Annotated in this window: 26 protein-coding genes and 2 pseudogenes; 8 read left to right on the top strand and 20 right to left on the bottom strand. The window is 40.1% G+C overall.

Annotated features, from left to right (window positions below):
- Positions 1 to 33: 33 nt before the first annotated feature.
- Positions 34 to 606: a class I SAM-dependent methyltransferase gene (locus DESACI_RS01050; RefSeq protein ID WP_014825302.1), complete on the bottom strand. Its 573-nt coding sequence runs from the start codon at positions 604 to 606 to the stop codon at positions 34 to 36.
- A gap of 386 nt (positions 607 to 992) precedes the next feature.
- Between DESACI_RS01050 and DESACI_RS01045 the strand changes: the two genes are divergently transcribed.
- Together DESACI_RS01045 and DESACI_RS01040 are read left to right on the top strand one after the other, a co-directional pair.
- On the top strand, positions 993 to 1,178 hold the full coding sequence (locus DESACI_RS01045) for a ferredoxin (protein WP_014825301.1): 186 nt from the start codon (positions 993 to 995) through the stop codon (positions 1,176 to 1,178).
- A gap of 359 nt (positions 1,179 to 1,537) precedes the next feature.
- Positions 1,538 to 2,725, top strand: coding sequence for an MFS transporter (locus tag DESACI_RS01040; RefSeq protein WP_014825300.1), 1,188 nt, complete (start codon positions 1,538 to 1,540; stop codon positions 2,723 to 2,725).
- Positions 2,726 to 2,730: 5 nt separating this feature from the next.
- Here DESACI_RS01040 and cbiM read toward each other — a convergent pair whose 3' ends face one another.
- The 6 genes from cbiM to DESACI_RS01010 form a co-directional block, all read right to left on the bottom strand.
- Positions 2,731 to 3,756: a cobalt transporter CbiM gene (gene cbiM, locus DESACI_RS01035; RefSeq protein WP_014825299.1), complete on the bottom strand. Its 1,026-nt coding sequence runs from the start codon at positions 3,754 to 3,756 to the stop codon at positions 2,731 to 2,733.
- 48 nt (positions 3,757 to 3,804) lie between these two features.
- A complete protein-coding gene (locus tag DESACI_RS01030) occupies positions 3,805 to 4,587 on the bottom strand; it encodes an energy-coupling factor ABC transporter ATP-binding protein (RefSeq protein ID WP_242833111.1) in 783 nt (260 codons plus the stop codon).
- A 14-nt stretch (positions 4,588 to 4,601) separates the two neighbouring features.
- Positions 4,602 to 5,540: a cobalt ECF transporter T component CbiQ gene (cbiQ, locus tag DESACI_RS01025; RefSeq protein WP_014825297.1), complete on the bottom strand. Its 939-nt coding sequence runs from the start codon at positions 5,538 to 5,540 to the stop codon at positions 4,602 to 4,604.
- A gap of 42 nt (positions 5,541 to 5,582) precedes the next feature.
- Positions 5,583 to 5,795: a CooT family nickel-binding protein gene (locus DESACI_RS01020; RefSeq protein ID WP_014825296.1), complete on the bottom strand. Its 213-nt coding sequence runs from the start codon at positions 5,793 to 5,795 to the stop codon at positions 5,583 to 5,585.
- 248 nt (positions 5,796 to 6,043) lie between these two features.
- Positions 6,044 to 6,574: a hypothetical protein gene (locus DESACI_RS01015; RefSeq protein WP_014825295.1), complete on the bottom strand. Its 531-nt coding sequence runs from the start codon at positions 6,572 to 6,574 to the stop codon at positions 6,044 to 6,046.
- Positions 6,575 to 6,898: 324 nt separating this feature from the next.
- Positions 6,899 to 7,357, bottom strand: coding sequence for a 2-thiouracil desulfurase family protein (locus tag DESACI_RS01010; RefSeq protein WP_014825294.1), 459 nt, complete (start codon positions 7,355 to 7,357; stop codon positions 6,899 to 6,901).
- A gap of 110 nt (positions 7,358 to 7,467) precedes the next feature.
- On the opposite strand from DESACI_RS01010, the gene DESACI_RS01005 reads away from it, so the two are divergent.
- Positions 7,468 to 7,701, top strand: coding sequence for a hypothetical protein (locus DESACI_RS01005; protein WP_014825293.1), 234 nt, complete (start codon positions 7,468 to 7,470; stop codon positions 7,699 to 7,701).
- A gap of 378 nt (positions 7,702 to 8,079) precedes the next feature.
- Here the strand turns inward: DESACI_RS01005 and DESACI_RS01000 are convergent, their stop codons facing one another.
- A complete protein-coding gene (locus tag DESACI_RS01000) occupies positions 8,080 to 8,325 on the bottom strand; it encodes a DUF1653 domain-containing protein (RefSeq protein WP_014825292.1) in 246 nt (81 codons plus the stop codon).
- Positions 8,326 to 8,454: 129 nt separating this feature from the next.
- Here DESACI_RS01000 and DESACI_RS22915 point away from each other — a divergent pair, with 129 nt between their 5' ends.
- A complete protein-coding gene (locus DESACI_RS22915; RefSeq protein ID WP_014825291.1) occupies positions 8,455 to 10,290 on the top strand; it encodes an ATP-binding protein in 1,836 nt (611 codons plus the stop codon).
- A gap of 481 nt (positions 10,291 to 10,771) precedes the next feature.
- Positions 10,772 to 11,722, top strand: a complete 951-nt coding sequence (locus tag DESACI_RS00990) for an MraY family glycosyltransferase (protein WP_014825290.1) — start codon at positions 10,772 to 10,774, stop codon at positions 11,720 to 11,722.
- A gap of 32 nt (positions 11,723 to 11,754) precedes the next feature.
- On the opposite strand, the gene DESACI_RS00985 is transcribed toward DESACI_RS00990, so the two are convergent.
- Together DESACI_RS00985 and DESACI_RS00980 are read right to left on the bottom strand one after the other, a co-directional pair.
- A complete protein-coding gene (locus DESACI_RS00985) occupies positions 11,755 to 12,183 on the bottom strand; it encodes a hypothetical protein (protein ID WP_014825289.1) in 429 nt (142 codons plus the stop codon).
- Positions 12,180 to 13,703, bottom strand: a complete 1,524-nt coding sequence (locus DESACI_RS00980; RefSeq protein WP_014825288.1) for a Y-family DNA polymerase — start codon at positions 13,701 to 13,703, stop codon at positions 12,180 to 12,182. Before DESACI_RS00980 ends, DESACI_RS00985 begins: the two co-directional genes overlap by 4 nt.
- Before the next feature lie 202 nt (positions 13,704 to 13,905).
- Between DESACI_RS00980 and DESACI_RS00975 the strand changes: the two genes are divergently transcribed.
- Positions 13,906 to 14,997 carry a TDT family transporter gene (locus tag DESACI_RS00975; protein ID WP_014825287.1) on the top strand — a complete coding sequence of 364 codons (1,092 nt, stop codon included), beginning with the start codon at positions 13,906 to 13,908 and terminating at the stop codon, positions 14,995 to 14,997.
- A 180-nt stretch (positions 14,998 to 15,177) separates the two neighbouring features.
- Here the strand turns inward: DESACI_RS00975 and DESACI_RS00970 are convergent, their stop codons facing one another.
- From DESACI_RS00970 to DESACI_RS00950, 6 genes are all read right to left on the bottom strand, one after another.
- Positions 15,178 to 16,149, bottom strand: coding sequence for a DUF3658 domain-containing protein (locus DESACI_RS00970; RefSeq protein ID WP_014825286.1), 972 nt, complete (start codon positions 16,147 to 16,149; stop codon positions 15,178 to 15,180).
- Between the two features lie 451 nt (positions 16,150 to 16,600).
- Positions 16,601 to 17,065 (bottom strand): GyrI-like domain-containing protein, encoded by a 465-nt coding sequence (locus DESACI_RS25020; RefSeq protein ID WP_242833110.1) that lies wholly within the window; start codon positions 17,063 to 17,065, stop codon positions 16,601 to 16,603.
- Positions 17,002 to 17,229 (bottom strand): helix-turn-helix transcriptional regulator, encoded by a 228-nt coding sequence (locus DESACI_RS25015; protein WP_242833158.1) that lies wholly within the window; start codon positions 17,227 to 17,229, stop codon positions 17,002 to 17,004. The genes DESACI_RS25020 and DESACI_RS25015 overlap by 64 nt, the downstream gene beginning before the upstream one ends.
- 390 nt (positions 17,230 to 17,619) lie before the next feature.
- Complete coding sequence (locus DESACI_RS00960; protein ID WP_014825285.1) at positions 17,620 to 18,390, bottom strand: sugar phosphate isomerase/epimerase family protein; 771 nt, start codon at positions 18,388 to 18,390, stop codon at positions 17,620 to 17,622.
- 211 nt (positions 18,391 to 18,601) lie between these two features.
- Positions 18,602 to 19,117, bottom strand: a complete 516-nt coding sequence (locus DESACI_RS00955; RefSeq protein ID WP_014825284.1) for an NUDIX hydrolase — start codon at positions 19,115 to 19,117, stop codon at positions 18,602 to 18,604.
- 74 nt (positions 19,118 to 19,191) lie between these two features.
- Complete coding sequence (locus DESACI_RS00950) at positions 19,192 to 20,610, bottom strand: flippase (RefSeq protein WP_014825283.1); 1,419 nt, start codon at positions 20,608 to 20,610, stop codon at positions 19,192 to 19,194.
- 235 nt (positions 20,611 to 20,845) lie between these two features.
- Between DESACI_RS00950 and DESACI_RS00945 the strand changes: the two are divergent.
- Positions 20,846 to 21,776 (top strand): annotated as a pseudogene (locus tag DESACI_RS00945) (tyrosine recombinase XerC).
- 309 nt (positions 21,777 to 22,085) lie between these two features.
- Here the strand turns inward: DESACI_RS00945 and DESACI_RS00940 are convergent.
- From DESACI_RS00940 to DESACI_RS00925, 4 genes and pseudogenes are all read right to left on the bottom strand, one after another.
- A complete protein-coding gene (locus DESACI_RS00940) occupies positions 22,086 to 22,436 on the bottom strand; it encodes a hypothetical protein (protein WP_148271251.1) in 351 nt (116 codons plus the stop codon).
- On the bottom strand, positions 22,408 to 22,737 hold the full coding sequence (locus tag DESACI_RS00935) for an Imm1 family immunity protein (protein ID WP_014825281.1): 330 nt from the start codon (positions 22,735 to 22,737) through the stop codon (positions 22,408 to 22,410). The genes DESACI_RS00940 and DESACI_RS00935 overlap by 29 nt, the downstream gene beginning before the upstream one ends.
- Before the next feature lie 174 nt (positions 22,738 to 22,911).
- A pseudogene (locus DESACI_RS00930) lies at positions 22,912 to 23,381 on the bottom strand (hypothetical protein).
- Between the two features lie 228 nt (positions 23,382 to 23,609).
- A complete protein-coding gene (locus DESACI_RS00925) occupies positions 23,610 to 24,431 on the bottom strand; it encodes a hypothetical protein (RefSeq protein WP_014825280.1) in 822 nt (273 codons plus the stop codon).
- Between the two features lie 498 nt (positions 24,432 to 24,929).
- On the opposite strand from DESACI_RS00925, the gene DESACI_RS00920 reads away from it, so the two are divergent.
- Complete coding sequence (locus DESACI_RS00920; protein WP_014825279.1) at positions 24,930 to 26,687, top strand: IS1634 family transposase; 1,758 nt, start codon at positions 24,930 to 24,932, stop codon at positions 26,685 to 26,687.
- The last annotated feature ends 8 nt before the right edge of the window (positions 26,688 to 26,695 follow it).

Raw genomic sequence — 26,695 nt, 5'->3', positions numbered from 1 at the left:
CTAGTTCATTACTTACGGTATATGGATTTCTTATTATTTGACAGCAACTAAACCATAAAATACCTCTGCCAAGGAAACCTCTTTTATAAGCTCCCATCCTGTCCTTTGCAATAGACCTTTAACGTCCTCACTGCTTAATCGGTGATCAAGAGGCGGACCCATTTCCGTTTTCTTTTTCTCCCAGTCGATCAGTGCTATTTTTCCTCCGGTTTTAACGATACGATTGATTTCCTCAAGAAATTGTATTTTGTTGTCAATCTCATGAAGCACATTGACGAGAATTGCAAAACTTACGGATTCATTGGGAAGTTTCAAGTCATATTCTTCAGTCTTAACTAAAACGATATTTAATACTCCGGCAGCACCGGACCTTTTTTCGACTTCAGCCAGCATCTCTTCTGAAGTATCCAAGGCAAAAGTGCTGTTCGATGATGCGATGAATTCGGCAGCCGGAATGGTAAAATATCCGATCCCACACCCAATATCAGCGACGGTATCATCAGGACTGAGACCCAGCTCCTGTAATGTAGAGATAGGCGGGAGATTCTGCCGCCGCCACGGATCATCGAGTTTCTTTTTGTTCGCCGGATTAAATTTATGAGCCATTGTTTTCCCTTCCATTTCTCAAAAATAGTATATATTTCAATATTTGATTGATTATATCATTTTTCTTGACGAGTTCAACATCACTGCAGAATCCCTCAGTTCTCCTGACTCAACCTTAATCCTGCTGTGCTAGCGGGGGTTGCCAAGGCTGATTCTGATTTCCAGCCGGCTAACGAAAGTGAAAAACAATATTGACTCTGATGGGATAATTACGCTATCTTAATTCTAGTTATATTTCTACCTGCATTAGAATTTTATTATGGCGATTTATTATTCTGATTTTAGTAATTGTATTTTTCGTTGCCCTAACTTTAGTTATCTAACTTTAGTTATCCTAACTTTAGTATCGAATTATATTCCCGATACTCATGAAAGGAGATAAACCTATGTATGCTTCTGTGAGTTCTGATTGCATTGGATGCGCTGCCTGTGAGTCAATTTGTCCTCAGGTCTTCAGAATGAACGGTTTCGGGATTGCCGAAGCCTATATTAATCCTATTCCTCAAGAATTGGAGAAATTGACTAAAGATGCAGCAAACAACTGCCCAGTGGAAGCTATTACGATAGAATGAAAAAAATAAAACCCTGCATAAATTGTGGTTTAAATCATCCACTAATATGCAGGGTTTTAAACGTCTAAATACATATTATGGAACGGCTCCTTACTCCTTCGATTTCTTCGGGGGAGTATTTTGAGATCAAAAAATTTGCTTGACTGTTATAGGTCAGGAGATTAAATTATTAGTAATACTGTTTTAACCAGGATAGTGCGGGAATAAGTATGCTTATTCTTGCACTATCCTGGAACTTTAGTTCCATTAATGTCCTTCTTCCATCGAGACCTCCATGTGGTTAAAACGCCCGCATTAATGAAATAAACTATTATCAAGGTAAGTTAATTTAAGAATTTAGTTTCGAGAGGAGTCTTCCCATGAGTCAGAACCAAGGGATTGAATATTTAAAAATCGGTGTGCTCTCTTTAGCCCATCTTTTAAATGACTTATACAGCAATTATCTTCCCCAAATGCTTCCCTTCCTGGTTGCCTTAACGCCAGGTTTTACAGCGACCCGGGCAGCCATTTTAGTTTCAGCCTTTACCATATCCTCATCGCTGGTTCAGCCGCTTTTCGGATATTTTCTCGATCGTCAAGGAAAACGCTGGCTTGTCTATGTAGGTACTCTTTGGATGGGAGTCATGCTAAGTTTAACCGGAATTGTCCATAATTACCTCTTGCTTGTCACTTTAGCCGCCTTAGCCGGACTCGGTACGGCCGCATTTCATCCCCAGGCTTCCACAATGGTCAATGTTTTAAGCGGCGACCGTAAAGCCGTCTTATTGTCCGGATTTGTAGCTTTCGGAAATTTCGGTTTTGCTTTAAGTCCACTACTTCTAGTACCCCTATTTCAAGCTTACGGATTACGGGCTACTCTCGTGACAGTAATCCCTGGTATTCTCGTAGCAATCCTATTGCTGCTTTATGCACCGCGCAACAATCTCTTGGTTGGCGCCAATACTCCGTTTAATGTCGTAGTTCGCTCCCTGAAAACAGCCGGTCCGGAACTTTTAGCTATTATTGCTGTCATTGCAATTCGCTCTCTGGCCTATACTGCGATGTTAACGATCCTGCCGCTTTATTTTAAATCTGAAAACCTATCAAATATTGCCGGAAGTCATCTGGTAACTATCATGCTTGCTTCCGGAGCAATCGGCGGAGTGATCGGCGGATTTATATCTGATTATTACGGACGAAAGCCGCTGATTGTCGGCTCTCTTATTCTCTCAACTCCCCTATTCTTTGGTTTTCTTTATACCGAAGGCGCTGTTAGCACTCTTTTTCTGGCTTTAGCCGGAGCGGCCCTATTGTCCAGCTTTTCGGTAACCGTTGTAGCTGCTCAGGAAGCGATTCCGGAAAATAAGGCTTTGGCTGCGGGTCTGACCATGGGATTTGCCGGGGGATTAGGCGGGCTGGCCGTCATATTCATCGGCAGCATCGCTGACACTTGGGGACTTACGTCGGCAGTCGACGTTATTTTTCTCCTCCCAATTTTAGCAGGCCTCTTCGGTTTCTTTATGAAAAGCCATCCTGCGGCTCGTACCCAACGTGCTGCAGCACGCTAGGCACCCTAACTGATTCGTTCCTGAGATCTGCGCAGAAGTCGTTGAATAATTAACGTAATCAAGCCAATAACCAACAGACCAAAAAACGCGGAGAGAAGATAACCCAGAGCTTGCTGCCAAAAGGTGTGATCATACCCTGAAACGCCATAATCCTTTAGAAGAGTATGTCGCCAGAAATCTCCAAATTTCTGTAAACCACCGGGAATAAATCCCACTTTATCTTGCAGTTCTTCTCCGCCCCATTCGCCCCAGGCCGTACCTGAAGCCAACAATCCCAAAGGAGAGAGTACGGCTAGGATTATTAAGCCTATGATCAGCTTTCGGTAATGGAAGCCGCCGGCTGATTTTTCCGGACTGGACTTCAGTTGCAACATTCCCGGATTGGTACGCTGCAAATAAGTAAGCACCAGAGCGCTGACCAAGCCCTCCACTGGACCTGCAACTGTCAAATGAGCGAAGAGCATGGCGGGAACGGCAATATTCAGGCTATAAGGACTGTAAAGCGGAGTTCCATTGGCTGCATGGAAGAGTATAGGCTGTAATCCAAACTCAATGCCGGCACAAAGGGCAGCCGCCGAGAGACCGATATACCCTGCAAGAGCCGCTCCAATCCATTGACGTTTGGAGCCAAGGGAACTTCTTCCCGCTATAAGCCGGTAAATACCATAGCTCACAAAGGGCAGAACAACTGCCATATTCATAATATTGGCCCCTAGAGCCAAAATGCCCCCGTCTCCGAAAAAGAGAGCCTGAATAATCAAAGCAATAGACACGCTAATCATAGCAGCCCACGGTCCAAGGAGGACAGCTAGGAGACTCCCGCCCACCGCATGGGCTGTTGTGCCGTCAGGAATAGGTACATTAAACATCATAATTGTAAACGAAAAAGCTGCTCCGATAGAAAGCATGGGGATGTATTTGGCTCTCAGCGTATGAGCCGTTTTGTAAGCTGCCCCTGCAGCAGCAATCGCACTGGTAAGACCTAGAATTGCATCGGTTTGCGGACTGAGATATCCGTCAGGAATATGCATTACAAATTCCTCCTCCTACGGTTACATAAATTTCCCTTCACCTAAACTTTAACTGTGCTGTCGATTCCCACCCAGATGGAAATGAGACCGCTCATGAATTAAGTTCACCTCTAAGAGCAGTTCACGATTCGAGAGCACTTGCAGCGGTCTGCCATCCGCCGCTATTGTGTGATCCTCTCGAAAAATAATGACACGCTGAGCTAATTCTTCAACAAGGGACAGATCGTGGGTTGCCATAATAACCGTCTTGCCCGCCTTTTGCAAGGACTGAAGAAACTCAACCAGCCAGAACTGGGTGCGCGGATCAAGACCGTTCGTCGGTTCATCCAGGAATAAGACCTCGGGATTCACTGTTAGAACACAGGCTAAGGCGACCTTTTTCTTTTCACCTCCGCTTAGTCTATATGGAGCCCGGTCCAGAAGGCTGCGAATACCTACCAGTCCGGCGATATCGTCCACCCTCTTAAGCACTGTCTCCTTCGGAAAACCGGCCTGTAAGGGAGCGAAAGCCAGCTCATCCCGGACCGTCGCCGAAAAGAGCTGCGCATCAGAGTTTTGAAAAACAAAACCCACTCGCTGCCTGAAATCCTGCAGAAACTTAGGATCACGCAAAGCATCTTCGGTTAATTTTTGGCCAAAAGCCAAAATTTCACCTTTCTCAGGATGGATGAGTCCACAGAGCATTTTAAGCAAAGTGGACTTACCGCTCCCGTTAGCCCCGAGGATCACTAAACCTTCACCTTTCTGAATACTTAAGTTAATACCTGACAGCACGGCATAACCGGGCAGATATGAGTAAGATACATCAAGGATGTCAAAAATGGTGTCCAAATAAAGATCTCCTTTCATCCGCCCATGACTTGGTTGGCAGCAATCAAAATCAATCCTGCCAGAATCACCAGCAACAAAATTATGGCATCTCTCCAGTTCAGCCGGGAACTTTGCAGAAGTCGTATTTCGCCGGAATAACCCCGGGCAGTCATGGCCCAATATACTTCTTCACTCATTTGCAGCGACTTGCCAAATAATCCTCCCACTGCTGATGCTACAAATCGCCGCTCTTCTTTGGGTGCCGATTGACCGGCATCACGAGCCTTACGAGCTAAGAACATTTCTTCCATAGCTGTAACCAAGACAAAAATATAACGATAAGTCATTTCGAGGGTCATAATGAAAATCTTCGGGACAAAGAAGGCACGCAAAGCACGCAGAAAATCCATCCAACGGGTGCTCAAGGTGAGTATGACAGCTAATGACACTGAGATTCCCACCCGGCTTACCAGCATAATCCCCCCCCATAATCCTTGCCTGGTGACCGACAAGGTTGAAGGAAACGCTAAGAAGCCCAAGTGCAGGGGGTGATGAAAATTGGCTATAACCCACAACGGCTCACCGGGACGAACCCAGTTAAATAATGAAGGCAGGACCATGATCCCTGTAAACAAGGGAATAACCAGCCAGACCCTAACCACCACCTGGCGCAGGGGGAGACGGGAAACCACTGCCACTGCGAGCAAAACGAAATAAAAACCCCATAATAGAGAAAGGTGTGAACATAAATTAACTACAACCAAAAGATATATCAGAGCAGTCACTTTAACTCGTGAGTCCAAACTTTGTAAGAGCCCCGGCCGCCGGGCAATTTCCTCTGAAAAGACGGCGTCTTGGATAATCCTGACGATATCCCGCAGTGTCTTCTCGATAAAATTTCCTTTCCTGCGACCACCACAGCCACAGCGGCATAACGCAGGACTCATTTCACTTAACCAACTGGGCAGTTCCATAAGGTTAACCTCCTTCGCTATTGCCGCGAACGATGTCTTTTCTTATTCCGTATCATGCTTAAACCCGACGGTCTCTTCCAAGACAATGCGATGGTTAAGCAGCGTCATGTCTTTAATCTTAGCCCTAACAAACTTTTGCCTTCCAAATATATCTACTAACTTTAGGCCGTCTTCATAAGGCTCAATCACATCTACCGATTCCATAAACAAAACTTCCTGACCATTACTCTTGAAATACGCATTAGCTTCACACATTGTTTTATCCTCCTTTGAAAATAGAAAAGACCAAAGAGCGACCCTCTTTATGGGGTCAGACCTCCATGGTCTTTTTTGTTATTAAAATTTAAATAAGTTAAGTAAAAGCATTTTAGTCAATAACATTTTAGTCAATAACATTTGTGTTAACCTTCTGGTTAACATCTTTCAATTAATGAAGTTATATTCGCGATGTCGGAACAAATACCTTCTTCTCCTGACTTATTTTTCTGAATATTTTTGTACCATTATTCGTCAATCATCAAGCTGCTTAATTTCCATTGACCATTAATCAGAGAATAAGCAACATTCAAGGTATTTGTTCTATCATCATATTTATTCCCGGAAGTATATCCCGCATCATAGATCTCATAGACCGCCGTATAATTGTCTCCATTCCTTAAATAGGTTCTCTGTCTTAAATTCATTGGCCGATCGGGAATTATAAATTCGTAATCAACCGAACCTGTTTTGGTAATCAATTTTTTATCTTGAATACGCATTGAGGGGGCAAGATTCTTCTCCGCCGTTTGATAATCCCCCTTGATAAGGGCTGTTAACGTGTTATGGAGATCATTATCCAAGTTATTTCTTAAATCGTATAGTTCCGCTTGCTGCTTAACTTTGTTGTTTGCTGAATCCACTTGCTGTTTCAAGGATTGTATTTCAGTTTTAAGTTGACTGTTTTCCTTAGCTAAATCCGAGCTTTGATTACTGCACCCCAGCAAAAAAAGAATACAAATTAAAACCGAACCCAACATTTTCACTTTTGCAGCCATTTCTCTTCTCCCCTTTATCCTCCGAGACATTTAACATTCATTAATACCAGGTCATAAAATTAGGTTCCAAGTCTTTCACTTTTATCCATCGGTTCTATAGTCTATTATATCATCATAACTTTGATTATTTACTTTCTAATAAAAATTATTGATAAAACTTTATGCATAAAAGTTTTATCCCCTTACTTTCTTTTCTATATCCTTCCTTTATCTTTAACTACTTTTGTATTTTGGGTTCTAATGTTTTTAACACACGTTAATTACTTATCCTTAATAAGACTTATTTACTGGACAGCTGCACTATCCTGGCAGCTTAAAAAACTCTTAGCTATCCGTGATCTCATCAAAAGATGCGTTAAATTCCTCTTCTGTGTAGATGGTAATTCCATGTGATGCTAAGAGTCCCGCCGCAAAGCCATTCCCGTCAGTAATAGTTCCGCTAAAAGTCCCATCATAAATTTTACCATATCCGCATGATGGGCTTTTAGATTTCATAATTGCCACATTAATTCCGATCACCTTAGCGATTTCTAAAGTCTTTTGTGCTCCGCTCATAAAAGCTGCGGTGAGATCGTTACCATTCCGACTCATCACCTTAGCATGTTCCCCGTCCAATTTTACTATTTCACAACTTTCCCGCGGTATTTCTAATCCCCCTAGGACTTCCGGACATATAGCAATCGCTTTTCCTCGTTTTACTAATTCTCCAAGTTCATTTACAATTGTACTTTTTCCGTCATATCTGCAATTAACTCCTGCCAGGCAAGCACTTATCAAGTACATCTTTTCTCCTCCAGAAATCCAACATATTAACACCATACCAAATAGGCACAGATTATTCCAGTTTAATTCTTGTCATATTCACAATAATAAAATAGCTAGGAGGTATCGATATGAAACTTAATAAACTACAAGATACGATTACTATTGGCATGGTTGGTGGTTTTTTAGGGACTATTGTTATGGAAATATCCAACAAGTTAATCTATCGTGCCCAAAAAACGGAAGTAACTCATCCTCAAATTACAGGGCAATTCTTCTTTTCCCCAAAACGGGTTAATCGTAAAGAAAATTATATATTGGGTGAAATACTCCATAAAAAGCAAAACCACAGGACTTCCTCATAAGAAATCATGTGGTTCAACTTGTTCACTAAAATTCTCGCAGTGGCAGAGTGCTACGGTAATTAGACAAGCGAGGCAGGAACTCTGATATCCGAGCCTTCTCCGTTCACCCTGGGTTAGTGCCGTAGCAATGAAAGCAGCGCCCAATTTAAAACAGTGGAACTCCCCAAACTAAAACAATACTTCAATTAAAATAGCACTAGCATCTCTAAGGACGCTAGTGCTATTTTAATAATATTCATTATCGGACTCTAATCAAAGGGATCTACGCTAAGGACCCGATTTATCGAACCTACTCAAATACAATGCTTGAAAACTAGCATTATTCTTCTCCCAACTGCTCTGCCCAGCAATATTTTTCATCAAGTGCAAATTTTATCATCAGCACTCCGGCTCCTTCATCAGTTCAAAGCGATATTTTTGCTTGACCTCCGGGTATTTCACATGGTCTACTTCGCTCAAAAACATGTCGTAGAGACGGATATATACCCTGAAATCATCATACAGCGCCTGATAAACGATATACTTTTCTTTAGTTTCGCTGTGAGTGGCAACTGCCAGTAGTTGGTACATTTTATTCTTGAAATGACGGTACTTGCCGCCGATCACCGGTTTTCTAGGTTCCATAAGTACCTCCTGCGATATGTTTTTAACAGAGATAAGGATATTTCAGTAATAAATAGCTTCCATAATAAAAGAAGGACAAACAATACAATTTGTAGAATGTTTAGAAGATAAACTATTACGGAGCATAATATGAATCGTAAACGAAAAATTCGACCTAAAAGTTTCATACTACAGACACAAATACTTATTACAATTTTGATTCTTGTTGGCGCATGTATCAATAGTATTATTCTTTATAATTATATTATCCAAAATCAAATTAATAAACGGAAGGTGGAAATCCAATCCATCGCCTCGCAGCTTAATATTACCCTTCACTCACATGTGAACGATAAACTTCGGGCTGTTAATCCTTACCCTAATAAGCAACAAGTTATTGAGTTAAATAAGCTAATACAACCTATCGTGATGCAATTTTCTAATGAAAATCCTAATTATGGATTAGGTTATTATGATAGACGGCTAAAGTCTATTATTGCCATTGGACCGATTTTTAAGGAGTCTATGCTAGAAGATGTTCCTAAATCATATGGATACTTCAGATGTTATACCACAGGAAAACCTGACTTCGCTATAAATAATACCTCTATTGGATGGATGGGGGAACCCATTATTTATGTGAACGTTCCTTATTACTTAGATGGATTTATTATTGGGCACACTTGGGCAAATATGAAAATGAAGGATATCTATATTAATGCTTTCAAAGCAGCAATCATTCAATTACTCATATGGATCTTGGTCTTGGGAATTATCTTATACACTATTAGTCAAAGACTAAAAATAATACGACAGGGACTTTCTACGTTTGCCGATGGGGTAACAAAAGAAACGTTTGATTCACACGATTCAAATATTTTATCTGAACTTATTCCTGCGATTAATAAAATCAGAAACCATTTATTAGAAAAAAATCAACTTCAGCATGAACTAAGACTATCCGAAGAAAGATTTTATAAACTTTTTATGAACAGCCCTGATATTATGATACTGTTTGACCCCGAAACGAGAAAATATTTTGAAGTGAATCAAGCCTTTCTTAAATGTTTTGGTTATACCCGCGAAGAAGTTATTGGCCGAACTTCAGAAGAACTTTTTTATACCCCTGAAATGAGTGACCTCCTCTGCAATGAGGTTATCACTGGAAGAAGTATAACAAATGTGCCTTTAACTTTTAGAACAAAGGATCATAATGAGCTTCAGTTAGTCGTCTCCGTTGAAAAAGTTTCAATTGGAGGTAAAGAATATCTAATCTCTTCATCCAAAGATTTAACACAACAACGAAGAATCGAAAAGGAATTAGCTCGCTTAGATCGGCTCGATCTTGTTGGACAAATGGCAGCCAGTATAAGTCATGAAGTTAGAAATCCAATGACGGTAGTTAAGGGGTTTCTCCAACTCATGGATGAAAAAGAGATTGATTCCACGAAAAAGACTTATTATCAGATAATGATTGAAGAAATAGATAGAGCTAATAATATAATTTCTGAATTCTTATCGCTTGCAAGAGATAAGGCTGTCGATGCTGAATTACATAACCTTAATAACATTATTGATACAGTTTATCCATTGATATTAGCACAGACTCTCAAAGAAGAAAAACAATTGATTTTTGAAAGGGGAAACATTCTCGAAACCAAAGTTGATGATAAAGAAATCAGACAACTCATTCTTAATCTCGTTCGAAATTCCTTGGAGGCTATGTCATCTGGCGGTATCGTTTGGATAAGGACATACATGGAAAATAAAAATATCATCCTTTCAATCCAGGATCAAGGTCCAGGAATTGATAAAGCCATTCTGGATAAAATAGGTACTCCATTCATAACAACAAAGGAAACCGGCACGGGCTTAGGATTGGCGGTTTGTTACAATATAGCGGACCGAAATAATGCATACATTGAAGTTGACACAAATTCATCAGGAACTACATTTAAAGTGAAGTTCGAAACTAAAGAGGATTGACACCTACGTCTTATCAGGTATAACAGCAGTCCTCCATATATCCTATATCGTTGATAATTCTCGAACTGAATTACTCAACTTTTGCACACTTGTTGTGCGAATAAACCCTTGATATAACTGGGTAATTAACCAATCAATTTATGGAGTTGACTTAACGCTTCAAGATCCTCCAGATTATCCGGCAGTAAATTCAGTAGGGGTTTTTGGAGTTGAAAAGATAAAATAACACGAAAATTGCAGATTTTTAGCACTTGTTAGCATGTAAAATTGCATGTTATTAGCAGAAAATTAGCCACGACTTGTCAATCAAATCGTGGCTAATTTCATTTCGGGCTGACCGCACCTTTTTGATTCTCAATATATTGTTACGATTGCGTCACGGTTTAAGAATTGGAGCTAATCTACAAACAACATTTATGTTTTTGGAGACAAGATGCTATAATATTTACAGATCGATATTTGGAGGAGGCATACCTTTCTCATGAATTTTTTATTTGCCTTTTCTTTTGTTTTTTTAATTGTTTATTTAACTATACCTTTTTTTGAAAAGCTCTCAATAAAGTGGAATTTTGTTGATAAGCCAAACGAAAGAAAAAAGCATCAACGCCCTATTCCTTTATTAGGCGGTATAGGTATGTTTTTTGGTTTTATTAGTGGTTATATCACTTTTATAAGACCAATTGATAAACAATCTGTCTCTGTAATTGTTGCTTCTATTTTAATTCTTATAATTGGTATTATTGACGACTGGTATAAGACCCTTGGCAAAGAATTTCCAGCACTCCCCAGATTATTAGTTCACATAATCTCTGCCATTATTGTCTTTTCATCTGGAATCGTCTTTTATGGTTTTACGAATCCAGTAACACACAAATATATAATTTTACCGTACATAATTCAATTTGTTTTAAGTATTATGTGGATTGTAGGCGTTACAACTGTCATAAATTGGTCGGACGGAATTGATGGACTTGCTGGAAGATTATCTGCAATCGCTGGCTCAACTTTATTTGTAGTCGCTCTAGCAAAAGGGCAAGACGATTCTGCATTACTTTCAGCACTTATTGTTGGGGTGTCTTTGGGATTTTTGAGATATAATAAACATCCAGCTAGGATTTTTATGGGCGATTCAGGAGCAAATTTTTTAGGATTTATTTTGTCTATAATTGCTCTAAATGGGGCTTTTAAGCAAGCAACGCTGATATCATTATCTATTCCTGTATTAGCACTTGGAGTACCGATTTTTGATAATATTATAGTTGTTTTGAAAAGATTTTCTCGTGGGGAATCTATTTATAAAGCCGATGCAACTCAAATACATCACAGATTACTTTCTTCTGGTCTCACCCAAAAACAAACAGTAGCATTTATAAGTTTAATAAGTGTATGCTTTAGCTTAATATCAATCATTATCCTATTATTAAAAGTTTAGTTGTTTCTAGCCCCAGCGTTCTTGCTATCGGTTCAATATACCTCCATAGATTCGAATATTTGCCCATCTATGCTGATTATTTCATCAATGGGGATCGCTGTGCCATCGGTCATAACGACAATCCGTTCATATTCGTCTATCTTTTTAGCCGTACTGATAGCAGTAACATAGGTGCCGCCATTCTTCTTCGCATCCGGCTGAAAGTAGGTAATTGCGATTTCGGGATACTCTTTAATCCGATCTGCTATGATTTGCAGTCTATCACTCAAAGCGTCCTTCATATATTCGTCCAATTTTACTCTCTCGTCAGTCAGTCTTGTGGTTTCTTTGATGGCGGCATCATAGCCAGTCAGTGCGGCGAAAGGGGAAAACTGAGCCGCCCGGTCAATAGCAGCCATATGAGGGTGTGTCGTAGAGACATGGTGAGGTAGATTAATGATGTCGTCATATGTCCTCGTCATGCCTTGTGCCCTCCAATCTGCCTGTTCCGGTCTACAGTGGTAGCGCCTTCCTCCAGATTCATACCCATTAGAATGGCATTCTTGCCGTATTTCTTTTTTATTTCAAGCATTGCTTGCTGCATCTTTTTTTCTCGTGCAAGCTCAGCTTCTTCATCTCCTTTTTTCGCCTGCGCAGCCGCGAAATCCGTAAAGAGATCAAGCTGTTCAACGTCGCCCGTCTTTTGAACAGTTGCCTCATCAACGACATGATTCGCAGTGATGTTGACTCTTCTGATCAGAAGATTTTTATCAACGATGCGTTCAAACAGATCTGTGACGGCATCCATGATTAGCTTTGTAGAGGAGGTCTGTCTGCCAAGGTTTACCGAACCATGCGCGGATTTCGGAACGGCGCGTCCGTAGTGGTCAGTGGTGATTGCCCCGTGATATGATTTCTTTATCTCTGGATTTGTTAGATTATCGATATCATATCCGACCGTCAAAACAAGCTGGTCGCTCACAAGCCTTTTATCTACCAGATCAAGAACCAGCAGATCCGTCATTTCCCGCACGATCAGCTTCGCTTTGTCAAAAGTATAGGCATAGTGCAGCACCTGCCCCGATCCAATACTGTTTGTGCTTGGCTTAAACGCTTTAATATCGGCAATTGTGCATGGCTCCCACCCCCACGCATGGTCGATCAGCAGTTCAGCGTTGATGCCGAACAGCTTATACAGTAAATCCTCGTTGTAGTAATCGGTAGGTTTACCGAGAGAGCATCTTGCAATATCCCCCATTGTAAAGAGACCTTTTTCCTCCAGCTTGTTGGCATATCCTTTTCCAACGCGCCAAAAGTCCGTTAGAGGCCGATGCGACCACAGGGAGCGACGGTAGCTCATTTCGTCCAGCTCGGCGATCCGCATACCGTTGTTATCTGCAGGTATGTGCTTTGCTTGAATATCCATAGCGATCTTGCAAAGATACAGGTTTGTGCCAATTCCCGCCGTTGCTGTAATGCCAGTTTTTTTGAGTACATCCAGAATCATTTTCGTGGCAAGCTCACGGGCTGAAAGATTGTAGGTGTTGAGATAATCGGTGGCGTCAAGGAATACCTCGTCAATGGAGTAGACATGAATATCTTCGGACGCGATGTACTTCAAATAGATATTGTAAATCTGCGTGCTGTACTCTATATAATACGCCATCCTCGGTGGAGCAACAATGTAGTCCAGCGAGAGACCCGGTGAAGATTTCAATTCAATATCGTTGCAGGAAACGCCGGAAAAGGCTCGTCCTGGTACTTTGCGCAGCCGTGCTGCATTTGCTTCTTTGACCTTCTGTACAACTTCAAACAGCCTCGCCCTACCGGGAATGCCGTATGCTTTGAGGGAGGGCGAGACGGCGAGACAGATGGTTTTTTTGGTGCGGCTTGCGTCAGCGACAACAAGGTTGGTGGTCAGCGGATCAAGCCCTCGTTCCACACATTCGACCGAAGCGTAGAAGGATTTTAAATCAATTGCGATATAGGTTCTGTTCTTCATGCTTATTCTCCGGTTGCCTACTTAAATACAAATTATCTGCTCAACAAAAGCCTAACGTGAAATCATTTAACTTCGTTGTCATATAGACTTTCCGCAGGATTAGAGGGTTAAACTCTAATCTTAAATACTTCCTCTTAAACATGTAATCCTATTTTCAGCAAACTTATTAACTAACCCAAATCCTAAATAAGGAGTTTTTAATGTGCTAGAAAGACATCTCATTAAGCATCTGGCCCCAGCATGGTTTGCCGTAATCATGGGCACTGGCGGATTAGCAAACATTCTCTTTCAATGGCAGAACTCTTTTCCTGCCGGAAACCTTTTAGGTACACTTTTTGCCATACTTGCAGACCTTCTCTATTTTGTTGTTTTAGTCCCTTGGGTTATTCGTTGGATATGTTTTTTTGATTATGCTTATCGCGATCTGAATCACCTTCACACCGGCAATTTCTTCGTGACCATGCCAGTGGCAACAACCATCTTAGGAACTAATATTTACCTTATATGGAGTCATTATCTCAGTCAAGCTACAGTTTATCATGTTATTCTTGGCCTATGGATTATTTCAATCATTGGTGTGTGTTTTTTTACCTTTTATTCAACGTTTTTGATTATACGACTTAAAGAAAGTCCAAGTCCAGACGTAATTAACTTTTCTTGGATTATGGCACCCATTGCCAATATGGCTGTTTTATTGATCGGGAACCCGGTACTCGAACTGACGATTAAAATTCGACCGATGTGGGGTTTATCCTTCCTAGTCATCAATACAGCCCTATTTGGTATTGGTTTTTTTCTTTTCATGTTTATTAGTGCTATAGTTTTTGTCCGACTTGCCAATCATCCACTACCCCCAGGGGATAAAATCCCATCCTTCGGTATTTTCATCAGTGCAATCGGACTGGCCGTAAGTGCAATTATTGATATTGCGAAAAATGCCCATACAATGGGGTTCTTAGGATCAACAGAACTTTCAAATCTTATGTCTATGGCTATCTGGGGATTCGGAACCTGGATTGTTGGCATTATCGTGATTATCAGTATTTATCAAATTAGAAATGGAGGAATTCCCTTTAATATGGGGTGGTGGGCTTTCATCTTTCCTTTAGCTTCCTATACCATCGCAAGCCAAAAAATAGCACGGATATTTATATCCCCTCTTACAGTTGGCTATTCTAAATTCCTAACCATCCTTTTAATCCTTCTTTGGGTGTATACCTTTAGTAATACCGTTAGAGGAGTATTAAGTGGGAAGCTTTTCATCGGACCTCAAATGCCATCAAAATGCGATTGAATTTAGTAGTATAACTAACTTTTCCGCTTATAAATTATTAAACTAGCTACAAACAGCTTAAGACACAAGGAACGATGTTAACTATAGTTTATTTTTATTACCAAAAAACATCTTTAAATAAGTTTATTGGAACTTCGAATTATTAGCCAAACCAGTATTGTTTTTTAAATGTCATTACGCTCATAATCTGTAGGTACACTTTTTCAAGACTCGATGATAGACTGGCATATCTTCGGCAACTACAGACGTAACCTCAAGTTTTCCTTCACGAATCATTTCTTCCATACGGAGTGCAATCCAGGAATCGCTAATTCCAAGTTGATATTTACTCATCACTCGCCCGATAACCTTTACCTCCCGAAATTCCTCACCTTCTGCTTCGATTTCACGATAGATAAAGTCATCATAGAGGGGTTCCGGTGCACTGACTAACTGTCCATTAAGTGTGGCCCGCAAAGGTGTGTTCTCCCTTTGAAGTCCTTGCCAATGAGATGCACAGCTTTGTACAAATATCGGCAGCACCGGCTTTTGCAAGGCAATATACCGATGCCATTCTCCGGGAGCAACTTCACCCCAACCTCTTTTCTGCACGATATTTCCCTTTTCGTCAGCTTCCCATTCCGGGAGCTTGACAATAGAAACCTGTTTAACATGCACCTTCCAGTGAATCAACTGCCCCATGAACCAATAGAGTCCACACATTTCATCAGGGTGATTGCTGTACCAGATTCGAAGGGATTCTCCCATCGCTGCGCGTTCTTGAACCGTTTTCAGATCTTCTTTTACCCTTTTAAACATTTTCTGAGCTGCCTGATAACCCACGTCATTCGGATAAACGCTGTATAAGTGTTCCAAAGTCTGCTGCCGCTTGATACCGGGCTGATTCTCCGAAATATCTCCAACGCTTAGCATCAAGTTGAATCCATAAATGTCTGCTGTATTTCCACCCAAGGGGGTAGCACTCTCCCATGCTAAGCGTGCCTTCTCCTTAGCTTTTCGTCGGGCAGCTTCAACTTCCTCTTTGGTTGGTTTGCTTCCATCCTCGTGACTAACGATAACACCAATGCCCCCATCTCGATATTCCCCCTCGCCATAGTGCTGTGCCACTTTGAGACTTCCACAAGCACTATCGCTAAACACTATTTCAATCATATTATCTTCCTCTCAAATCCAGATTTGACCTATATATTGGATTATCTTTGATAGGTGAAATCGCTATTCACAGAGTCGTTCCAACAAAACAGATCAAATATCTCTACATAATGAATTACCCGACTTAATATCACATAATCGAACGAAGAATTGCGCAAGAAATTTCTTAGCAGGTAAGTAATATAAAGACCATTAATCTTTGAATTTTATTAAGTACCTCGAAAAGCTTTGTAATAAATAAGATTAAGACGTACCCAGACCCAATTAAAATCCGTGAAGTCTTTTCAAGGTTTTCCATATATGTTGCCCTAATAAAAAACATGGTCGCAATCAATATCAAACTGATAGATATAATCGTGTAAACCTTCCTGGTTATTTTAGTTCACTCCTAACATCACCAACAATTCTATATTAAGAAAAATTCTGCGAAGCAAGTTACTTAATATACAATTTATTTTTCAACGATTGGCACCCACAACTCATGTTTGATTTTATGTCCTGGTCCGAGAAAATGCTCAATACAAGGTTGGTCTGCAAGTTCATAACCTGATGCAGGGAGCCATTCTGAATATAGCCTTTTCCAAGCATCAACAACATTAGGGAATACGGCATATAAGCATGGTGAAATTATTAGTTCCTCCATACCATCAGGTACTTCAGAGTCATATCGTACTCCCATAAAGTAATCAAATTTCTCATCCATGATTGCCGCCTCTTTGCCACAAATACCTACAAGGCTCTCAAGCTTGCATTTCGGATTTACCCAAGACATGTCAATCAATTCTTGCTTGAAGCCATCCTTATTGGATTTTCTCCACAAGGCAGGAATCTCCTTGAATGCACAAGAAGTTTTCACACCTTGCCGTTTTCCAACAAACCGCACCACAAAATCAATTTTCTCAATACGATACTCCATTTCTCAACATCCCCTTTTATTGTAATTTGAAAGAAGATTCGAGGAAAGGCTTTTAACTGCACACTATTCTCTCTGACGGCATTGGGCGTAACACTATGTAATTTCTTAAATGCCCTTGTAAAAGCGTCAGATGAGTCATAACCATATTTCAATGCAATATCAATGATTTTAGCATTGCTTGTTTGAATATCAAAGGCCGCTTTTGTAAGGCGTCTGCGACGGATTTACTCTGAAAGAGAAATTCCTATGAAAGATGAAAACAGCCAATAGACTACTTCCCCCTTTGCCTGATAAAAATAATGGAAATCACCGCACACATCTATCTATTTCGTTGATTACTTCAAAATCACTACCTAATTCTGATATCAATTTATGATATACTGCATTTGCACGATTTCTAAAATCCTGCTTTTGCTCTGGTGCCCAAGGCGATGGATTCGGAGGATAATCCCCATCACTTTGTCACTAGGACAAATGACGATATCTTCTAACACCCAACACTTTGAAAATCTTTGCTTCGCTAAACTCCCATTTTACGGAGTTATATAGAATCCTTATTGATTATTGAATCTTAATGCTGCCAGCCTTTTCGCTCGTTCAAACGCTTTATGTAAAAATTCCCCTGCCGTTAGATCCTTATAATCCCAATTCATGGCCTCTATTGAAGTCGCACCTGAGTAACCCGTTTCCGTAATTTTTTTCATGATTGTAGACCAATCAAGCGTACCGTCAAAGGGTAACCGGTGGGTATGACTTCCACAATTATCATGTAAATGTAGGGCCATCATCCTGGAACCGTACATGGATAATAAATCATCGCCCGGATAGTGGCGATAGTGATGTGCGCAGTCATAACAAAATCCGATACGAAGGGAATCCACTTGCTCCAGCATATCCGCTAAATTGGTAAGGTTCTGTACATTCTCCAACGCAATATTGACCCCAAGCTTTTCCGCTTTTTCAGCGATTCTCTTGATTCTATCCAGTCCCAATGCGTTGTGAGGCTTGCCTTCGTCGGGCAGGTGTACCACCATTGTCGGAATCTCAAATTCGGCGCAATCTGCAACGCATTGCAAATAGCAATTGATTGCTGATTCGCCGTCAAGATTGTCCAGCCAGATGTTGTCTTGGATTTGGAATGGAGTGTGGATATTTTCTATAAAAAGACCCGCATCGCGTACAATTTTCGGCCCGTTTCTGTAATCGTTCCGACCAAGGTGTTCACTCCACCATAGTAAAACGCCATCAAATCCCGCTTCTTTTATTAACTGATAACGTTCCTTAATCGGCAATTCATAGCCAAACCAATCATAAATATTAATCATAATCCAAGTTTCCTTCGCTTATTATAGCGTTTCGTATTACGTAAATACCCGTCACTTGATAAACTCTGAGCACTTCGCATTTTTAGCCTTTGGCGAAGTTCGGTAAATGGGTCTTTAGCGAAAATCCCTGCGATTAGAGTCCTATAAAAGAGTTTATGAAAAGCACCCGCAGGGCACTATTATGTTTCGAAGGACGGTTAGGTTGCTGGATTTAACTATCCCTTTTACTCCGCAATTCCATGTAAGTTATGTATTTCCTTAAAGTTGTTATATGCATAGGATAAAATCTATCCTCTTGATTCAATAGCATTTCTTTCAGGGTATCCAGAGAAACCCAGCGAACATTTTTTGTTTCATTACTTTGAGAGATAATTTTACCTTGCACTCTACATATAAATGTCTGTACCATTATCGGATATTCACCCATAATATTTTGAGAACACGCAAAAGGTTGATAGTTCACTACTTTATATCCATTCATTTCTACGAGAATGGATTCATATTCCCCTTCAATCTCTATTACCTCAAGGCCAGTTTCTTCAAATACTTCTCGTCTTAAACAATCAAAAATGTTTTCGAATTCACGAATCTTCCCAGCCGGAATTTCTATCATCCCTGATTCTAATGGAGCATCGTCTTTATATCGCTTTTGAAGCAAAATATAATTTACTCCATTCAAAGTGTGTTCAATGATTCCACCGACACCGGGTTTGGCTAATAATTCCATCAAAAATCACTCCATACCACAAAGGTTCCTTGGGGCCGATAAAGAAAGTTATGACAAATAGCACGAGTTATATATTAAAATAGCCGTGTCTTTTGGCGCAGAACGTACCCGCCTATACGTTGGAAATCTTTATCAAGACTAATTAGTATAATTAAGTAAAGGATTCCCGCTATGGATGCTGATGCAAGAGGATGAAGATGGCGAAGTATATAGGCTGTAAGGGCCATAACCATTGAGGCAAAGACGATGACGGGAAGTTGTCGCCAGATCTGAATTTTGTAAACCTGATGCCGTACAATCCCGTAGTACATGACGAACACGTACAGTTCAGTGATCAGTGTCGCTACGCTCGCGCCATAAATTCCATAACGAGGAATTGCATAAAGATTAATGAGGATATTTATTAAAGAGGCTCCCCCCTGAATTTTAGCTCGGGTCCATTGCCGGTTTGTTGTTGTTAATACATCCCCTAGTGAAAAACTTAAACATTCAAGGGCGAAAAACCAACTTAAGAGCATCATGATCGGGATCGATTGTGGAAAACGATTATTATAGATCCAAGTCAGCAAAGGATTGGCCAAAACAAATAACAGTACGCTGCCGGAAATTCCGACAGCACTCAGGACTTTAAAGATCTTTTCAATAGTTCCTTGGTGTTTTTCCTTACTCTCCACCCCAAGCTGGTATAAGATTGGGTAAAGTACACTTGTCAAAATCCCAGGGATAAATAAGAGTACAGAAATCAAACCATAGGCTGCCTTATAAATTCCTACTTCAAACGACGACCTCATTAAGGTAAGCATAAGCATGTCAATCTGAAAATAGACATATAAAAATATAGCGGCCATCCCATAGGGCAGTCCCTTCTTAAGCATCTCAATCAGGCGGCGCAGATCAAATTCAAGGCGTATGTGACGCCGAAGGTGGACGTATAACATAAGCGAAATCAGAACGGTCGCCACTAGTTGGGCGACTGTGATCATCAAAACATCTTCCTTCATGATCACAACCAAGATAGTCAAGGCCCCAATAAGAAACGTCGATAAAAACTGGTAGATGGCAGCGTAATACATTTGCTGTTTGGCCTGAAAATAGTTATAAACTGTGCTATCTAAGGCGTTTAAACTGCTGGCCAGCCCAAAAACGATGATCATGCTTTGAATCGACTGGTTAAAGTCGGCAGGATGCATTAAGACAAGCATGAGCGCGTAAATGGCTAGCAACGTAAACATCTTCATTAAGAGGGTATTCCCCAGGAACAGCGGTAATACGCTTTCATCACGCGAACCTTCTTGAACCATGTAGTTGCTCAAACCAAAATCCGTGAATATGATAAACACACTGACAAAAGCCAGAGCTTTACCGTATTCGCCAAACGTATCCGGTCCTAGATAACGAGCGACTGCAATTGCCACAACAGCAGTAATCACTTTGGAAAGCACACTGGCCACGCTTAACGCGACAGCATTCTTAAGGACTAAACGAAGTTCCACTGAGTTCTCCCTTCTGGCGATGAGGACTTTCGAAAAGCTCCCAATGTCCGGAATCATTGGATTCCAAGGCTCGGGATTTTTTCGGGGCGCATTACATATTATAATTCTGCCTCTGCTGCGATGCGCATTATTAGCCTAATTATAACATACGCGGGCATCTTCCAACTTCTGGTTATGTGCATTTGTTGTCTTCTGCAAATCAAGTCAATACTACTTGCAAGGAGATGATTAGCAAATGCAATCCAATAAAACTTGTCCACTAGTTGAACAGTACCTAGGATATCTTGTCGTTATAAAAGGCAGATCAGAAAACACGGTTAAGGAATATCGAACCGATTTACTTATGTTTTTCAGCTTTGTAATGGCATCCCGAAACAAGCCTATAACTAACAAAATCTTTGTAGAGGTTGACTTGGAATTCATTAAAACGATAACTCTTAACGATATGTTTGCATTCATTGCATATTGTCAAACTGAACTACACGCTTCGCCTGGCACTAGAGCAAGAAAAATCGTATCTATCCGTCAATTTTGGAAATATCTCAAAACAAAGGCTCATGTCATTGATAACAATATTGCTGAAGAATTGGAAACCCCAAAACTCCCTAAAAGAATACCAAAATACTTAAGTCTAGAAGAATCAGTTAGACTTCTAATTCAATGTGAGGAGTCTCCACGCGATCATGGCATAATAACCATTTTTCTGAACTGTGCTTTACGTTTATCCGAATTAGCAAGTTTAAATATCGACCAGGTAGATAATGAAGTTATTAGTGTCGTTGGCAAAGGGAATAAGGAACGTAGAATCTATTTGACTCCGGCGGCCAAAAAATCGATCAATAAATGGATTCAAATACGGAACTCCTTCGATATACCTACCAATGCTCTGTTTATTTCAAGAAATAACAGGCGGATGACAACCAAAGCTATTCAAAACGTTGTTAAAAAACATGTTATTGCATCTGGTCTCGACCCTAAATCCATATCGACTCATAAGCTTCGACATACGGCCGCAACACTTATGTACAAATATGGGCGGGTTGATATACGATCACTTCAACAGATTCTTGGGCATGAGAGCTACTACTGAGATATATACCCATATTGACGAGCATCAATTGCAATCTGCTGTAAATTCTAACCCTCTTGCAATGATGTTTAATTAAGTGACTTTTCCTCCACCCGAGACTACTGAATTATTTCACTTATCCTACTGATGCCGCCCTAAAATATACAGATTGGGCGGCATTTATACTATGGGTTTAGAACAACTGGAAGTGAATATCTGTAAATGCCGAGCAGACTTTGATTACTTATCGGTCAATTCCCATATTCTATTTTTATGTACTAAATAAGCAGAATACCTTGAATGGTTAATGTGCCGTTTTAAGTCATTGTACATTTCATCCATATCGAGAAACTTCCCAATAGAATAAACGGGTATCTGGACAGAACCGTTTACTTTAAGAATATTACTAAAATCTATTAACAAACCATTTTCCGCCAAGGACAGTAATTTGATCTTTATGTCTTGTGGAAAAGGGTATGTCTTTTTCAACTATTTCGAACTTCGTAGCCGACCTAAGCCCGCCTTTCCCATAATACTCTGCTTCGAGGAGTAGTAGTTGGTTTAGTTCTACAGGAGCATATTTGATGAATTCTTTTAATTGCAATCCGTAATACACTATTTCATTATTCTCTGGAAAAGCATTGATATAGGATACGTCTCTCAACCTTCTCAAAATAAATATTCCTCCAGCGATTGATACAGTAATAAGAATAGTCTGAAACTGTATATTATATTGTTTCGTTATCTCCTGAGTCATTGTGCCAAGTTATGAATTTAGGGGGTTTCTTTTCTTTTTTAAAATAATCCAATGCACGCTCTACTTCTACTATTGGTAGCGTCCAAGATAAAGGGTATTCGTCGCATTGACCATTATCGAGGTAATATTCCAATACTGCTCTTGGGTCACCATTATAATTTGGATTTCTTGAACTGAAACCCGAATCACCATTATATCTCAGATACATTAACCAGCCCTTATCACCGTTAATCAATGCACACATAGCCTGTTCATCTTCAGTTTCAAGCCATATTTGCTTATATTGGTTTTTGCTGTTCATGTAAATTCTCCTATAACTTTATATCAACCTCATGGTCACGGTTTAAGAAAAATGCGTACTCAGATGTCGCCATGGAGGGCGAATCCTCAAATCACGAGACCATTTAGATAGTGAGAAATACATCTAAAATCTTTAAATATTAATTATACCCAAAATCACACCGCAAATTATAATTTACGATTGTATTTCTTTAAGATGTTGTAAATGGATACCAATATGACCTATTCCCAAAATGATGACAGAAACCATTAGCCAAATTACTTTTCGTAAACCCCGAGGAAAAAGAATGCAACAACTGGCAATGTCGCACCTGCAACAGGTATACCATAAAAACTATTGTAAAAGTCTTTCAACGTCTTTTTACTTTTGAAGTAGCGTATCCACCAACATTCGTACAGAATCATAGGTACAACCGCCACAATCAACAAGAGGCTCCAAGCCGACCAACTATGAATATTAATGTCGGAAAACACAAGAGCTGTGCTTGTGACACAAACTTGTCCGACTCTTTCCAAAACAAGTAATACTTTATTCTCATTCTGAGTGTTGTATTCCTTCGGTTGATGCTTTGTCCATATCAGGTTAGGAACTGTCAACATCAGTAGAAAAATTAATCCAACATAAGAAAAGCCCAGATGCCCCATAGATGTTTCTCCGTTAATTCTAGTATGTCTTCGTGCACTTATTTACATATTCCTTACTAAAATACAATATTTCTCATTACCCTACTCATGCCTTCAACACTGAATGGCGGGGCATTATTATGGGTTTAAGAATAATTGGCAGCTTAAGGAAGGCGAAGCTATATAGTACCAATTAGAATGTGGGATAAAAGATAAAAGGGCATTTTCTTAACTGAAAGTAAGTAAACACTATTCAAATGCGGTTGTGGTTGAACCCAGTTGTAGTTGAAAGGTTAGTGTCTGGCCATTTTTCGAGTAATTTACTACATTCTTTTCAGGGATAACTTTTAAATCATTTTGGTCAACCGACATTTTTTGACCATTGTTAAGATTAAACATAGCTATTTGATTAACATATGAGACTCCAGGACCTGGAGTTTTCTGTGAATATAGAATCCAATCATTTTTTACAGCTATTGAAAAGAAATCCCCACCTGCATCATAAAAGTTTGTGAGTAAGATATCTTTTTTGCTATCAATATTTACTGCCCGTAATTGGTTGCTATAAGGTTGAACCATTCCTGGATTCATAAGAAATATAGAATAGATAATCCAATTATCGCTGAAGAAATAATTGTTTAGATAAACATTGAATTGACCTGCTGAAGTATATTCCGTCAATGGTAAAGTCAGAATTGTCTCGGCAGATGACGTTTGTAATTGCTTGCTGTTACTTGGGCTTAGATACAAGGAAAATGGAGTAACCAGCGGCGGCACAGGGGAATTGTTGTTATTCATTGCGGGTCTGGGATTCCATATCAAACCACGAGGGGTTTCAATACTTCTTTGTACATTAGAAGACGATTGACCAGTCGGAACGTTTGACTCGCTAGAAGCAGTATTATTAGGTTGGCTCTGGTGAGCGTTAGAGTTACTGGGTTGACTATTATTATTACTGACTAAGTCATTTTGGTTGCTTGGATTGCTTAAGCTGGAACACCCTATGACAAGTGTCAGTGCTAGGACTGCTAACGACCATTTAGCAGATGTTTTATTGAATTTTGAGAACATAATTTTCGCCTCATTTTATCCTACATTTGGTTGCAAATAAGAATTAGCGGAAGTTCAATTAGCAAGTAACACTAAAATATACGCTCAAAACCCTCTGATAGGTACAGGTATTATAGACATATAACCTCGCTATGTTCTTCATCAACCACGATTCGGAGGAAAGTTAGGCTTTGCCAATTTTTCGTAGATTCTTTTATAATTAACCAGTTTTAATCTAGCCCCACTTTTACGCCACGTGATGTTAGTTCCTTGTACAGTTCTTGGACTCCAGGATACGTTATTACGTAATATTTATTTTCACTTTCCAAAACCATTAACTCATTTACAGCCCGAGTTTGGCGACATATATTTCCAATCCCTTGCGGCGCAAGGGATTCAGGCCTCACCTCTAAATATGTAGTCCTAAATAATTAGCAAAATAAATCAAAAATATACCTAATTATAGGTATTTGTGATATAATATTTGTAGTCCTAATATATTGCTCTTGGAGGCTACAAATGTTTCTAAAGAAAGTTACCATTAAAAAAGAAGGCAAAACCTACAGTTACTACAAAATTGTTGCTTCTTATCGAGATAAAGATGGAAAACCCAAGCACCGTCTCATTCAAAACCTTGGTGTTTTATCCGACGAGGATGCCACAAGGATGAAAATGATTCTTCAGGTTCAGCAGGATGCTGATCTTTCCCTTACTAAGAGTTCCGATATCGTAGTCACAAAGCATTGGATGTTTCTACCCATCCTTCTATTACATTCGCTGTGGGAGAAATTCAACTTGCATCGCTTTTTCTCTAATGGCTTGCTTACAGAAGCGATGGTCCTCAATCGTTGTATAGAACCTCGAAGTAAAATCCATGTCATGGAGTGGGTTCAAGATACGGTTTTACCAGCAATACACCGTAGTTCAGCCAAACCTTCTGATTTTGCTGTTTATCGTGAATTAGATGATCTGAACAAGCGGGAATCTGCCTTACAGGCTCATCTCTATCAGCAACTTCTGCAGTTTGATCCTTCAGTCGGGGAAGGCTTTTTCTATGACATTACTTCAACTTATTTGGAAGGTAGCAAATGTGTTATTGCCAAGCTGGGTTATTCGAGAGATCACCGCCCCGACTTGCAACAAATTGTAATCGCATTAATGGTTACTCCTCTTGGTTCTCCTTTCTATTGGAAGGTGCTTGAAGGTAACACTCAGGACGTCACCACGCTGCCTGACGTGGTCAAAGAATTGAAAAAACGATTTGGTTTGACTCGATGTCATCTTGTATTTGATCGAGGCATGGTGTCCGATGATCATTTAAACCTTCTTGAACGGCAAGAACTCACCTATTTGTCGGCAATGGACAAGGATGAGATGGCTAGCCACTCGCTATTCAACGAATTCATGCCAGAGCCTGCTTCAAAAGATGATTATGAGCAGATACTAGCACTTCATGAATTTCAGCCAACGGATGAAAATCAGTTTTTTTATACACGTGAGGGGCAAATTGATCAGCGCCGATTCATTTTCTCTTTTGATGTTACTCGATTTTATGAGGACATTGAATCAAGAGAAAAGCGAGTAGCTCAGGCCATGGCTTGGATCACGGAGAAAAATGACAGTCTGGCGGTTGCCAAAAAGTCGCGTAATAAGGAAACGATTGAGCGAGATATCAAGACAATGATTGCTAAACGAAAACTCAAATCGGTACTTCTCGTGACTGTTACGCCTATTGAACTGACAGTAACTAAAAGTGATAAGACGACACGAATTGTACAATCTTTCCGATTATCGGCCGAGATTGATAAGAACAAGGAACAGCAGAAAAGGCGATTGGACGGAATAACCTGTTTTATTACGAACGATTTGAACATACCACAAAGGGATGTGATTCAAAAGTATCGAGAGAAAAATAAGATTGAAGAAGCTTTCCGCGAGATGAAATCACAGCTTGCTCTACGCCCTATCTATTTGACACGGCCAGAACGTGTAAAAGCCCATGTGAGCATATGCATTATAGCTTACTTGCTGATAAACTCAATCGAGATAATCCTCAGGAATTCAGGAATCGCACTATCATCTGAAGAGCTACTAAGGCAGGTAAGCAGTTGTCAATTAAATCAGGTTGGCTTAAAAAGCTCTACCCAACGTTCTCTAACTATTACGGAGATGACGGAACAGCAGGAACAATGGGTCAAATTGTTTCATTGCGAAAAAATGATGAAACCAAAAGTGATCAACCAATTTGATGATTTCTTACTGAAAAACACGTTGTAGTGACAAAA

This window comes from Desulfosporosinus acidiphilus SJ4, from assembly GCF_000255115.2.
GTDB classification, from domain to species: Bacteria; Bacillota; Desulfitobacteriia; order Desulfitobacteriales; family Desulfitobacteriaceae; genus Desulfosporosinus; species Desulfosporosinus acidiphilus.
This window is presented reverse-complemented; position numbering and strand designations above follow the sequence as displayed.